Annotated in this window: 8 protein-coding genes; all 8 read left to right on the forward strand. The window is 43.7% G+C overall.

All coding sequences use genetic code 11. The features are described from left to right. Positions 1–201: 201 nt before the first annotated feature. The 8 genes from N2K84_RS02540 to N2K84_RS02575 all read left to right on the forward strand — a co-directional run bounded on the left by N2K84_RS02540 (position 202) and on the right by N2K84_RS02575 (position 14,732). Positions 202–3,441: a TonB-dependent receptor gene (locus tag N2K84_RS02540; protein WP_282590327.1), complete on the forward strand. Its 3,240-nt coding sequence runs from the start codon at positions 202–204 to the stop codon at positions 3,439–3,441. Between the two features lie 12 nt (positions 3,442–3,453). Beyond that, the gene (locus N2K84_RS02545) at positions 3,454–4,941 is read left to right on the forward strand and encodes a RagB/SusD family nutrient uptake outer membrane protein (RefSeq protein ID WP_282590198.1); all 1,488 of its coding nucleotides are present in this window, start codon (positions 3,454–3,456) and stop codon (positions 4,939–4,941) included. A 230-nt stretch (positions 4,942–5,171) separates the two neighbouring features. After that, positions 5,172–7,247, forward strand: coding sequence for a LamG-like jellyroll fold domain-containing protein (locus N2K84_RS02550; RefSeq protein WP_282590199.1), 2,076 nt, complete (start codon positions 5,172–5,174; stop codon positions 7,245–7,247). 99 nt (positions 7,248–7,346) lie between these two features. After that, on the forward strand, positions 7,347–9,413 hold the full coding sequence (locus tag N2K84_RS02555; protein WP_282590200.1) for an alpha-L-arabinofuranosidase C-terminal domain-containing protein: 2,067 nt from the start codon (positions 7,347–7,349) through the stop codon (positions 9,411–9,413). A 21-nt stretch (positions 9,414–9,434) separates the two neighbouring features. Next, positions 9,435–11,498 (forward strand): alpha-L-arabinofuranosidase C-terminal domain-containing protein, encoded by a 2,064-nt coding sequence (locus N2K84_RS02560; protein WP_282590201.1) that lies wholly within the window; start codon positions 9,435–9,437, stop codon positions 11,496–11,498. A gap of 47 nt (positions 11,499–11,545) precedes the next feature. Continuing rightward, a complete protein-coding gene (locus tag N2K84_RS02565; protein WP_282590202.1) occupies positions 11,546–12,586 on the forward strand; it encodes a glycoside hydrolase family protein in 1,041 nt (346 codons plus the stop codon). Positions 12,587–12,607: 21 nt separating this feature from the next. Beyond that, positions 12,608–13,588, forward strand: coding sequence for a glycoside hydrolase family 43 protein (locus tag N2K84_RS02570; protein WP_282590203.1), 981 nt, complete (start codon positions 12,608–12,610; stop codon positions 13,586–13,588). A gap of 163 nt (positions 13,589–13,751) precedes the next feature. Then, a complete protein-coding gene (locus tag N2K84_RS02575) occupies positions 13,752–14,732 on the forward strand; it encodes a glycoside hydrolase family 43 protein (RefSeq protein ID WP_282590204.1) in 981 nt (326 codons plus the stop codon). Positions 14,733–14,740: the final 8 nt, after the last annotated feature.

Below are 14,740 nucleotides of genomic sequence, written 5' to 3' on the forward strand. Positions count from 1 at the left end.
GTCTGCTACGAACAGACATCCAATAGAGTTTAAAAATTTAAACATTTCGAATTTATGAAAAAAACTAACAAGAATGGAATACTTCACCGTATTCTAAGGACTAAAGTTCTGTTTATTATGAAACTGACTACTTTTTTCTTCTTATTGTCAACCTTTACGTTGATGGCTTCGGGAACCTATTCCCAGAACAAGACATTTACCATGACCCGGGAAAATGTACAGATAAAAGATGTTCTGCGGGAGATTGAAGACGAGAGCGGCTATTTTTTCATCTACAACAACGAGTTTGTCGATGTGTACCGCCGCATCAATGTCCATGCAAAGGATTTATCGATTGACAAGTTGTTGGATGAGATTTTTGAGGGGCAGCAAGTAAGCTACTCCATCGACAATCGCCGGATTATTCTGTCGCCCTCTGCTAAAATGTCGGTATCCGCTCAGCAAAACCAACCGGTGAGCGGAAAAGTAACCGACCCGGCAGGTGAGCCCATGCCAGGTGTTACCGTTTTGGTAAAGGGAACGACTACCGGTACGATTACGGATGCAGATGGGCGTTACAGCCTGTTGAATGTCCCGGGCGATGGGGTACTTGTATTTTCGTTTGTGGGGATGCGATCGCGCGAGATCGAAGTTGCCGGTCAAAGTACGATTAATATTACGATGCAGGAGGAGTCTATTGGCATTGATGAAGTAGTGGCGATCGGTTATGGGGTTGTTAGAAAGAGTGATCTTACCGGTGCTGTTTCTTCAGTAAAAGCTGATGAATTGAATCCAGGCGCCAATGCCTCTATTGAGCAAGCACTACAAGGCCGGGTTGCAGGAGTTCAGATTTCTCAAAAAAGTAATGAACCGGGTGGTGGCTTGAGCATAAATATACGAGGCTCCGGTTCGATCCAAGCCGGAAGTGAGCCTCTTTATGTCGTCGATGGTCTTATCATCAATAATAGTGCCGTTGCAGGTACAGGAGGGGTTGGTTTTACCGGTAATCAAAATCCAAGAAACCCGCTAAATTCTTTGAATCCAACTGACATTGAATCATTGGAAGTTCTAAAAGATGCTTCTGCAACTGCGATTTACGGATCCAGGGGATCAAACGGAGTTGTAATTATTACAACAAAAAAGGGCAAGAAAGGAAAACTGAAGGTTGCTTATGATGGATATTACGGCGTACAACAGGCCGCTGAAACGCTTGATGTGTTGTCGCCAACAGAATACCGCGATGTTTTAAATTCGATCATTGATTTGGGTGGGGGTGATCCTCTGCAACGGATCACAGAAATTGAAGGAGAAGGGACTGACTGGCAGGACCAGATTTTCCGGACAGCTGCGATACAAAACCACAATGTTTCCTTCTCGGGCGGCTCTGAGAACCTGACCTATTTTACCTCTTTAAACTACTTCGACCAAGAGGGGTTAGTTGATGGATCCGGAATTAAACGTTACAATACAAGAGTAAATCTGGCATACGATGAACAACAGAAGCTTCGGGCCGGGGTAACTTTGAACGCATCGTATATCTACGACGATTTTGCTTCCACAGGTGTTGGCATTAATGAAAATGGGGGAGCTATATACACGGCGATCAATTACGATCCTGTAATTGCTCCATATAATGCAGATGGAAGTTACAAGCGTTCCCAATTTTTCACAGGTGACAATCCGCTCTCTATTTTGAACGGAGAGGATGCATTTGCTGAAACATTTCGTTTTATTGGAAGTACCTATTTGGAGTATTTCATCATTCCTGAATTATCTGCACAGGTTAAAGTGGGGGGTGATGTACAGGATGTAAGGAGAGATATTTTCGTTCAGCCTTATACGTTGTCAGGTGCCGGTACAGGAGGAATTGCCTCAATCCAAACGGGAAGAAAAGACTATGTTTCTACAGAGGGAACCCTGAATTTCAACAAAGAGTTTGGAGTAAACAGATTGTCCGGTGTCGTAGGTGCAACCTACGAGTACTTCCAGACCAAAAGCTTTGCTGCTGATGCTCGCGGATTTGCGCTTCCTGATTTAGGAACCAATGCGCTGGGCTCGGGTGATCCACTATTAAACCATGTAGGCAGTGGCCGAACGCAGGCAAAGTTTATCTCATACCTGGCTCGGGTAAACTACTCGCTTATGAATAAATACTTGTTTACTGCATCCATCCGGGCTGACGGATCTTCCAGATTTGGTGAGAATAACAAGTTTGGCTATTTCCCCTCAGGTGCGTTTGCGTGGAAAATGCAAGAGGAAGATTTTATGGACGGATTAGATTGGATTACCGAATTGAAACCCCGAATTAGTCTTGGTAGCACAGGAAATGCCAATATTGGCAACTCATTGGCATTCCAGACATTCTCTACAGGAGGACAGGTTCTTTTTGGAAACAGCTATTACAGTACAATTTTGCCGTCAAGGATTGCCAACCCGAACTTAACTTGGGAAAGGGCCGTTCAATTCGACATTGGTTTTGATTTTGGATTACTGGAAAATCGAATTACTGGATCAGTTGACTATTTCAACAAAGAAACGACCGATTTGCTGGTTAATATTCCTCAGCCATTAAATACAGGATTTGAAGGTCAGGTTCAGAACTTGGGTGGTGTCAGAAACCAAGGATTTGAATTTACACTGAGCTGGGATGTGATTCGAAAGACGAACCTGTATTGGAATATTTCAGGCAATTTTTCAACCTTGAAAAATGAGGTTCTTAATATTGGTGATCGTGGAGATATTATTCGGGGAGGACTTGCTCAGATACCCGATTTCTCAATTATTACTCCGGGAGAACCATTGGATTCTTATTATGGACTTATTGTAGATGGTATTTGGCAGGTTGACGATGATTTTAGTATAACAAATGACAACGTAAGCCCGGGAGATATTAAGTATCGGGATATCAATGGGGATAAAACAATAAATGGCGATGACCGTTCTGTAATCGGCGACCCGATACCAGACTTTACCTGGGGATTTACCAGTAATCTGAAAGTAAAAGATTTCACATTGGATATTGTCATGCAAGGGGTTGAAGGCATTGATAAACTTAATGCAAACCTGGCAAATTCTATGTTCCCGAATAATTTCAGGCAGAATCGTATCGCAGAACCATTACTGAACAGGTGGACTCCTGAAAATCCATCCAATAAGTATCCTTCTTTTGTGAACCCATTAGCTTCTGGAGGGACTACTGCCCTTATTAGTACGTTAACAGTGGAAGATGCCTCTTTTATCCGCTTACAATCGGTAAAGCTCGGATATGATTTTCCGGTAGAAAAGATTGGCTTGTTCAGTAAACTTTCGTTTTACCTTACCGCTCAAAATCTATTTACGATTACAAAATATTTGGGAACGGATCCGGCAGCAAATGCCAGTGGGAGCAATTCTTCTGCAATCGATTTCAATGCTTATCCTCTTCCTCGTACCTATATGGTAGGTGTAAATGTAGAATTTTAAAAAATTGCAAAGATGAAAAATAGAATTATCAAACAAATATCAGGAATCTTGCTTTTAATGGGTTCAATTGTGTCATGCGAAAGCAAGTTGGATTTATCCCCTGTCGATGAATTTGCACCGGGAAATGCGCTGCAATCTGAAGCCGGACTTGAAGCATTGTTGTTCTCTGCATACAATGAGTATAGCATGGGGCCTACTGTCCGGGATGAAGTTTTGATCAGCGAAGTAACAACGGATATTGGCTTTGTTCGAATCGGGGCTGTCGAACGGGAAATGAAACCTTATATTGATTTTAACTGGGATGCCTCTACTGCCCAGCTTCAAAACTTGTTCTGGTCTCCAAGATACAGGGCGATAAGAAATGCAAACACCTTGCTCGACAATATTGAAGATTCTCAGGTTGATGAGGATTTCAAAAGACAAGTGGTCGCAGAAGCAAGATATATCAGGGCATTTGAATATGCGTATATGTACAAATATTTTGGAGTAGTGCCACTCAGAACAACTAGTGATTTAACAATCCAGCCCAAAGAGCTTGGACTTCCAGCCGAGGAGGATTTTAGAAACTTTGTTGAGACCGAGTTGATGGAAGCCGCCGAGGATCTAGTGCATCCATCAGAGCAAACGCAAGTTGCAAGAGCAACTAAAGGACATGCTTATGCTGCATTAACTAAATTTTTAATGAACACAAAGCAGTGGGCCAAAGTCGTTAAAGTTACCCAGGACCTGATGGATTTAAATTATTACGAGATATACCCAAATTACAGAGCAACTTTTTTTGTTGAAAATGAGCCTCAAAATAATCCGGCCAACAAGGAAATTATTGTGACCTGGTCGTTAACCAACGAGGAAGGCCGTAACAACAATTACCAGAACGGAGCTTTTCCTCCCGGATTCAGAAGATCGGACAATATCCCGGAATTTGAATGGACCACAAGTATGGCCAACTGGGCCACCCAGTTCACAATGAGAGATGGTTTTGTAGATTCGTTTGACCCTGATGACGCCAGAAAAAAAACGATTATTGAAAATTATTACAATGCTGCGGGGGCATTAGTAAATCTGAGGACAACAACTGACAACAGCAGAAGCATTAAATACTTTGATAATGATCAAGTAGGGAATGCTAGTGGTGCTGACACGCCATACCTTAGATATGCAGATATCCTCCTTTGCCGGGCAGAAGCATTGAATGAAATTAATGGCCCTACACAGGAATCTGTCGATTTAATAAATTTGGTAAGAAACCGAGCTGAAGTGACACCTTATACCTTAGCGGATGTAGTCGACAAAGAGACTTTCAGGGATTTGATTCTTGATGAACGTGGATGGGAGTTTTTCTCTGAAGGAAAACGTCGTGAAGACCTGATTCGCCATGGCAAATTTCTTGAATATGCCGAGCAACGCGGACTTACTGTTTCTGAAAAACAGGTGTATTTTCCTTATCCACTGGCTGAGGTTGATGCAAATCCGGCACTGGAACAACGTGAGGGATATTAGTGTACTTCTAATCGTTTAAGATTTGAGAGGGTTGCATTTGTAAAAACTTCTGGTGCAACCCTTTTATTTTCATCATGCCCGTTAGCCACGGGAGGCTTTTGTTTTACGTTTTTCCAATCCTTTTGGTGAATAAAAGTGTAGCCCTAGTAGTCGTTATCGAGCGTATAATGGCCAATGTGAAGATTGGTAATAGCCAAATACCAAGCCAAAACAAAAAAAAATTGAGTTCAATGATTTTAAAAGAATTTGTCATAAAAGGAATCTTTACACTTTTTTTGATGCTCCCTTCGTTCTTGATGCAAGCACAAGAAATGGGCGTGAATTTCAATGAGTCACTGTTTCACGCCGAAGATGTTGCCAAACTAGACCGGACAGAAACCACTTGGGTTCGGGGATTTTTTGATTTCTTTCCATATTATGAAAATCCGGATCGTCTCACCGATCCGGATGACCAGCTCGAAGATTTTTTAAACCTGAAAAACTCCGGGTACAAGACCATTCTCAGCATTAAATGGAATTTCCACAACAAATCCTATCCCGACACAGTAAGTGCTGAAATAGCCGCTTATAACGAGTTTCTTGAGCGTTTTCTGGATCGTGTTTGGGGAAAGATTGACATTATTGTTGTTGGCAACGAACCCTATATTGAGTCCATGAATGATTATGAACGAAACACGAAGCTGGCTCCGTTTTATCAATATATGTGTAATAGGGTTCACGAATACAGAGCGGGGAAAGAAGATATCCCGATTTATTTTGGAGCTTTTAACAGGCTATATGATTTTTACAGGAATACTGAGGGAGTTCTTAAGATGTTTGAATTTGTAAAAGAAGCACCATGGATTGAAGGTGTCGATTTACATATTCATCACAAAGAATACAACGACATTGTTTCGATGTACAGCTATGCAAATGATAAAATCAGAGAGGATCAGAAAATTTTGATTACTGAGTTTTCACTGGTTTTTTGGTGGCAGGATCATACCAGCGATCTCATTTCCTCCGAATTTGCATCCCAATATGGCTATTCAACTGATATGTTGGTGCATCAATACATTTCCAACGCACTGAATAATCGCCGGACGAAAGAGGAATGGGATGACTTTTTGAGTAGTTGTTCCTGGTTCGAACAAAGGAAGAACTATCTTTGGGAAACCTATGAACTCCTGTCTCAATATGAATCTTTCCATGTTGCCACCTATTCATACCAAATTAGCTGGGGGCTCAATTTCAATGAGAATACAGTGCCGTGGCTGCTGAATAACCTAATCGCCGCAACGACCATCGAAGACGACCCGCAAACAGGACAGAAACAGTTTAATTATGCCTTTATTGATGATTTCCTCAAAATTCAAGACATTGACTTAAGCCAGAATAATACACCTTTACCTCCGGACCCCGAAAAAATTTTTATGGCTTTTGGGTTTGATGATAACTTGACGGATGCTTCACCTGAAAATATCGAGTTCAATTTAAGCAAGGGAACAGAAACTTATTCGGAAGGTAAATTTGGAAAAGCGTTACATTTTAACAACACGGTTTTTGTGACGCAACAAGATAGCATCATCAATGTAGGATCAGAAAGCAGCACCTTGGGAGTATGGCTAAAAATGGATCAATCAACCAATGCCAATAGTGAGGCGATGACCATTTTGCACCAAAAAGATCCGTTAGGTGGCACGCCTCCCGGCAGGATTATGATGGAAGTTCTGAAAGACGACCTGCCTAGTTCTTTCGAGAGTGGAATGCGTGTGCAAAGCTTTGATGCGATTGAGTCGCAAACTTGGTATCATGTCGCTGTAGTTTTCGATGCTGAGAAGGGGATTAAAAGCATTTATATCAATGGGATACTAAAAGGAATCGCAGCCTTTGGTACCGAAAAATCGGTAGGACCATTTGTCTTGGGAGCCTTCAAAACTGAAGACAGAACTTATTTCAATGGCAGCCTCGACGAACTATTCTGGACAAGAGAAGTGCTTAGCCCTGAACAGATACAGTCCATCATGACTGAGGGGCTTACAGAAAGCTATGGAGGACAAGAGACTGATGTCCATTCTCTTAAGTACCAGCCTGACTTTAATCTCTTTTACCCAAATCCTGCAGTCAATAGTATTGAGTTTACGACGAAAGCAATGGAACTTGAAGGACAATTTCAGTTGTTCGACCTGAACGGTCGGACAGTTACATCATTGCAACCAGTGCAGGATGGCAGGATTGATTTGGATGATCTGGCAAGCGGAATCTATTTCATGAGAATAGTATCTGAAAACAAAACTTATTCCGATCGATTGATTTTGACAAACTAAGTAAGAAATTATGTGGGCTGTACCAACCAAAACACGGGCAGCATCTTTTATTCAGCAAAACTTAGTGTGATGACTTTCACCAATCTAAAAAAATACGATATGAAACGAATAAAGCTTACTGTTGTCATTCTTAGCCTATTTGGCTACACTTCCTTTTTAAGTTTCGGTCAAACAGTAGAGACCAAAAACGTACTTAAAATTGATTTGGCCAATTCGAAAAAAGTTTCTCCGATTGAATACGGCTGGCATTACGAAGAAATTGGCATGATCGGTGAAGGCGGTTTATATGCCGAAATGGTTCGCAACCGGGCGTTTGAAGAAGCCAACCCGCCCCGCGGGCTGGAAGTGGAGGATGGCAGGTATGTGGGCATTCCACAGGAAGGGGATAATCCACGAAAAAGAGTCTATTCGATCGACCCGCTTGTCGGATGGAGCAAATTTCCCGGGAATACACGAGACATAGAACTAAAAATTGTTAATACTCATCCGCTGAATCCATCTAATCCACACGCTCTGCAGGTTAAGTCAAGTGGAAAAGCTACGGCCGGGATTTCCGGGGTGGTCAATACCGGTTTCTTCGGGATGTACTTTAAGCAGGGTAACCGGTACAAACTGTCGTTTTATTCCCGGGCCGAAGATTTTAACGGAAAACTGAACCTTGTTTTGTGCGATTCGACAGGTCGAAAAATCTCGGACCAATTTGAAGTTGACAAACTTCCCAAAGATTGGGCGAAATTTTCGTTTGTTTTTGAAGCAGAAAAAACAACCACGAACGGAATGCTATGCATTGAGCCGGCGGGTGAAGGTTCTGTTTTTTTGGATGTTGTATCCCTGTTTCCAGGAGACACCTGGAATGATGGAAAATCGGTGTTCAGGTCGGATATCATGAAAAACCTGATCGATTATGCCCCAGATTTTCTTCGTTTCCCGGGTGGATGTTTGGTGCATGGCGTGAATGTGGAAACCATGTACCATTGGAAAGAAACCATTGGCGACCCTGCAAAACGTCCCGGAGCTTGGTCGAAATGGGAGCCCAACTACAGGACGGACGGTTTGGGGTACCATGAGTTTTACGAGCTTTGCGAATACCTTCATTGCGATGCGATGTACGTAACCCCTTCGGGTTTGGTATGCACCGGCTGGGTTCATCCGTCTGATGAAAAAGACGGGTATCACCATCCCGATGTTGATGTTCAGGACTATATTCAGGATGTTTTGGATGCCATTGAATATGCCATTGGCCCGGTCGATTCAGAGTGGGGAAGCAAGCGAGCGGCAAATGGTCACCCGAAACCATTTCCTCTAAAGTATATTGAAATTGGAAATGAGGATTTCGGCCCGGCTTATTACCGGAATTACGACGCAATTTACCGCGCTGTAAACTCAAAATATCCCCAGCTAACGATTATCGCAAACAGCATCATCGGCCAAAGTAAGGATGCGGATAAAAAAAGGGAAAGGATCGCTGAATTCGTCGATCCTTCAACCGTTACGATTTTCGATGAGCATTATTACAAAGATATTCCGTGGGTCGTTGAAAATTATTACAAGTTTGATCAATATCAACGTCCGGGACCCGATTTGTTTATCGGAGAATTGGGAATCCGGGGAACACATCCGCTGGATGTACTTGGCGAAGCGGTTTTTATGATGGCCATGGAACGAAATGCCGATTTGAAACCGATGATGGCCGATCGTCCGCTGATGCGGAACTGGGATTTTGTAGAGGGCCGTGGCAATCCGCTCTTGTTTCATACCAATTCAAAAAGCTTCAAAACATTCAATTATTACCTGTCGAAACTCTTTCGTGATAATAAAACAGATGTGTGGTATGATTCAAAATTCTTGAATGACGGCAATGCGGTTGCTCTCAGTGAGAAATATTTGTTTTCGTCAGCAGGATTCGACTCCGAAGCCAATGAATTGGTGGTTAAGGTGATAAACCTTCGGGAAGAGTCGGTTGCAACAAAGCTTCAGTTTGGCGAAGAAAACAGGACGGTGAACGCAACGATAACCAGCTTAAGCAGCGACGGAAAGGTGAAGAATACACCGAAGCGGCCTTATGCCGAGGTGCCACACGTTGAAGAAACCCACCTGGATTTGCAGGGAGAATATGTTTTTGAGCCGAAATCACTTACAATAATTCGTTTTAGAAAATCTTTTTAAACTAGACTAAACTCGTTAATTATGAGATCGATAAAAATACTCGTGACGTTATTGGGCCTAATTATTATCCATGCTGCCGTTGCTCAGGTGAGTATAACGGTTAATGCGAACAAGAAAGGACAACCCATATCCCCGAATTTATTTGGTTTATTTACCGAGCACATCGACAATAATGTGTATCAGGGTGCCTGGGCACAGGTGGTGGAAAACCCGGAATTTGTTTCCGCAGATTATTGGCCTGTGCGTGACTACGGCGACAGAATGGAAAGAAAGTTGAAAAACTTTCAGGAAACCTTTGACCTGCCGACTTTGACTAGTGAGTCGAAAAACGGATTTGCAGCCTATTGGGCATCCTCCGGAAATTTGAACGGAAGGCTGCTGAAAGAGGGCATGCACGATTTTCAGCAACTAAGAGCAGGAGATCAGACGGGCTATCTGGAGACAGGCGTATTTCTGCCGCTTCACCGGACAGACGGTTATGAAGTAACTTTGACAGCCCGTTCTGAAAATCAGACAGAAGTTGTTCTGCAATTTTTGAACCTTGAAAAATCAATCATTGGTGAGGCTACTTTTGCATTGAACTCCTCTTGGCAAACCTTAAAAAAGAAGGTAACTCTTGCAACAGCCGGGCACCAAAAAGGCGATCCATATTTGTTGCGCCTGGTCGTCGAGCCGGGCACCGTAACCGAATTTTCACGGATATTGTGCTTTCCGGATGATCATTTGGAAGGCTGGGAACCAGAGCTGGTGGAATTATTGAAGAAGATGGAACTTCCTTTGCTTCGTTTCCCCGGCGGCAATTTTGTAAGTGGCTACCACTGGATGGATGGCATTGGCCCGATTGATCAACGTCCGGTGTTGCCCAACCCTGCCTGGCATGAGATGGAATGGAACCACGTCGGAACGGATGAATGGATCAATTTATGCAAACTGATTGGTGCCGAGCCAATGATTTGCGTAAACGCTGGCAACGGCACCCCGGAGGAAGCAGCAAACTGGGTGAAATATTGCAACGATCCTGCCACTACGCCGATGGGGCGGTTGAGAGCGGAAAACGGAAATGAAGAACCCTACAACGTGAAAATATGGGAAGTTGGCAACGAGCTTTGCGGCGACTGGCAAATAGGGTTTACCGATGGTGACGGATATGCCAGGCGCTATGCTGCCTTTGCACCGGAACTGATGAAAGCAGACTCAAGCATTTCATTGATCGCGAACGGATTGATCCAGGTGTTGGAGAAATCTGAATTGATTAGCCGGGGAGTAGACCCGAAATGGAATGATAAGCTGATGGAATACAATGGGGATTTGGTGAGATCGATTTCGGTTCACTCCCTGGTTGGCAGAGCAGTTGACAGAGAGGCAGATCCGGTGGAGGTTTGGAAAGATTTGGTTGCTTTTATTGAAAACTATCCCAGTTTCTTGCAAAAACTGGTAGTAGAGCCCATGCAAGAGGCTAATGTAAAGCCCAAAGTTGCCATCACTGAATTGATGGATTGGCCACAACCGCGCTCGGTTGGCAACGTGACTAGCATCAGCGGGGCCTTGTGGTATTCAGGAATTATCAATACCTGTATCCGGAGTAATGGACTGGTGGAGTTGGTTACCCGGTCTGCGCTAATGAATCATGGGGGCGGATTGAGAAAGGAGCGGGGAATCGTTTATACCGAACCGGTTTACTGGAGCCACCTGATGTATGCGAGCCAGAACGGAACAATACCTCTGGATGTCAACACTACCGCACCAATATTTGACAGCTCTGGAAAATATGTGATCCGAAGAGAAAATATGCCGGTGGTTGACGCTGTTGCTTTGATGGATGAGAACGGCAGCACAACTTCAGTTTTTATCTGTAATCGCGATGCCAATGTGGCACAGGACGTTGAGCTGAAGTTGGACGGCTTTGAAGTAGAAAAGGATGCGGAGCTAATAATCATACGCTGTAATGATCTCGCCTTGCGAAATAGCTGGGATCAACCTGAAAAAATTGCTCCGCTTTTTGATGAAATCTCAGTGAAACGAAATCAAATCAAATGTTCAATACCTCCATTGTCTTTGATGAGAATTAGCTTAATTTCAAAATAGCTTGTCTTCGATGTTCAATTTTTTAAAAATGAATGAAATCGTAACGTATGAAAGCAGTTAAACTTACCGCGCTACATTTGACCATTGTATTGGTTTCGATTTTCAATAGTTCAAGCGCCCAACAACCCAATTCGCCGGGGCAAGTTGAAAACCCCGCGGATGCGATAAATCAAGCGTATTTGTTTGCTCACATGACGCATCAGGATTACGGGAAACTCTATTATTCCGTTAGTCTTGACGGATTGCACTGGTACGCCCTGAATGACCGTAAACAGGTGTTTGACGAGTATCACGGGCATCCCGACATTTGCAAAGGCCATGACGGACGCTACTACATTGCAGGGAACAGGGGAGATAGCTCTCCCGATATTAACTTTTGGGTTTCTGACGATTTAATTGCATGGGAAAAATACAGTACCTATACGCCGGATCTAAAAAGTACGCCCGATTATTCCTATGCTCTGCAGCGGATTGGAGCACCCAAAGTATATTTTGATCAGGGTTTGAAACAATACATCGTTACATGGCACACGCCACATAAGGAAGGCACAAAGGAAGATGCAGAACGCTACTGGGCCAGCCAGCGAACCTTATACGTGCTGTCAAACGATTTAAAGGTATTTTCAGAGCATCCGACACGTTTGTTTAGCTGGGACATGGGAACCATCGATGTTTTTATTCGAAAAATAGGAGAAAACTATTATGCTATTTTAAAAGATGAAACCTATCCGACACTTTACTGGACAACCGGAAAGACCATTCGCATCGCAAAAGCTCCGTCTTTACTGGGGCCATATTCAGAGCCGGGACCGTCAATCAGCCCGAATTTCAGAGAAGCGCCGATGCTCATTCCGTCACCCGATAACAGAGTCTGGTACCTGTATTATGAGCAATATCCGGGCGTTTCGTATGGATTGTCGATTGCGGATAATATGAATGGCCCCTGGTACCAGGCTTCAGGCTATACTTTCCATAGCGATTGGGACAAATACAGCTTTCCTCCTGCGGTGAGGCATGGCTGCATGATCACAATTTCGAAGAATGAGTATGACCAGTTGATCGATCATTTCGGCATGGTAATGGAATAGGAAACTTAAAATGACAGGAAAATGAAACACATAATCATCTGCTCGCTGATATTGATGATTGCCATACAGGTGGCAGCACAGGAAAAGAAGGAAATATTTTATGCAGATCCCACGATCCATGTCGATGGTGGCAAATATTACCTGACAGGTACCGGCGGACATCGGGGAGGGCCGTCGGGTTTTTCGGTATTGGAGTCCAAAGACCTGAAAAACTGGTATCCGCCGGCAGGCGCAACGGATGGGCTACACATGATCATGACCAAGGGTGATCAGGCCTTTGGCGAAAGCGGCTTTTGGGCGCCACAAATATTAAAAGTAGATGCTACTTATTATCTAACCTACACTGCCAACGAGCAAACCGTGCTGACCCAGTCTAACTCAGTGTTGGGTCCATATCGCCAGAAGGACGTTCTCCCCATCGATGATTCTGAAAAGAATATCGACTCTTTCATTTTTGAAGATGATGGGAAGTACTATCTCTACCATGTGCGATTCAACAACGGTAATTATTTGTGGGTAGCCGAGTTCGATCTGGAGAAAGGCCAAATTAAGCCCGAAACACTTCGGCAATGTCTTCGCCAGACTGAGGAATGGGAAGCCACTCCGAATTATGAGTCATCGCCAATTATGGAGGGGCCAACTGTTTTTAAGTTAAAGGACAAATACTACCTGTTCTATTCTGCCAACCACTTTATGAACATCGACTACGCGGTGGGCTATGCTGTGGCAGATTCTCCCAACGGACCTTGGATTAAACAAAAAGGCAGCCCGATTATCCACCGTTCCATCGTTGGTGAAAATGGCTCAGGGCATGGCGATTTTTTTGAAGGGCTCGACGGTCAATTATACTATGTGTATCATGTTCATTTTAACGAGGACCAGGTAAGCCCCAGAAGAACAAGAATAGTTCCGGTGGTGAAGGAGTGGGATGCTGAAACTGGCCTCTATAAATTCAGCGTTGAGGCCGATCAGGTCATTGTGCCCTTAGCAACTCAAAACTAGTCCACTGATCATGATTTGAAAGCATATTAAACAACCTGACTTTGACGGTTTGCCTCTGCAAATTTCTCTTTTAGGGCAAACGAGGCTTCAATTTTTTTTTTAAAGAGTTTTAGCCCATCAAGTTGTATTAGTTTATAATCCCGTAATGCAAAATATCAAACCGATGATGAAAAAGATATTCCTAACTTATTTGATGTTATTATTTCTTGTACAGATTTCTTCATGCAAAGACGATAATTCTGATCGTGAAATCGATGAAGTCGAGGATCAAATTACCAAAGTTCCATTGGGCGATCCGTTTATCATGCTTCATGAAGGAACTTATTATGCTTATGGAACCCTGTCGAATGATGGCATCGCCGTTTTTGTTTCCAACGACTTGCAGACTTGGGAAGTGCCGGCAGAAGCACCTGCCGGACTGGCTTTGCACAAGTCGCACGTGTGGGCCGACCGCTGGTTTTGGGCACCCGAAGTGTATCACGTGAATGGCAAATTCTACATGTACTATTCGGCTGACGAACATATTTGTGTGGCTACCAGCAATTCTCCGCTCGGGCCATTCAAGCAGGAAGTGCTAAAACCGATGATCGAAGATGAAAAGTGTATCGACAACTCCTTGTTTATCGATGACGACGGGACGCCTTTTCTGCTGTTCGATCGCTTTAACGACGGACTGAACATTTGGGTGGCAGAGCTGGAAGATGACCTCATCCAAATCAAACCCGAAACCATGGTCAAGTGCATCAATGTATCGCAAGCCTGGGAGGAAGTGTGGCCACGGGTAAACGAAGGTGCTTTTGTGTTGAAACACAACGACACTTACTACATGACTTACTCGGCCAACAGCTACGAAAGTCTATTTTACGGTATTGGCTTTGCCACCGCTCCGGCAATCACCGGACCTTGGACAAAGTATGCGCAGAATCCCATTCTGCAAAAACCGGAAGATCTGGTGGGCGTAGGACACAGCGCCATGTTTACCGATAAGGACGGAAACCTGCGGGTTGTCTTTCACGCACACAACAGTAAAGATCGGATTCATCCGCGCCACATGTATATCAGCACGGTCGGCTTTGAAAACCGTGATGGTCAGGAAGTGATGGTGATTGATGAAAATTTTATGACACCTGAATTAAAAAAATGAAAGGACGC

Source organism: Gaoshiqia sediminis (assembly GCF_025907915.1).
GTDB lineage: Bacteria > Bacteroidota > Bacteroidia > Bacteroidales > Prolixibacteraceae > Gaoshiqia > Gaoshiqia sediminis.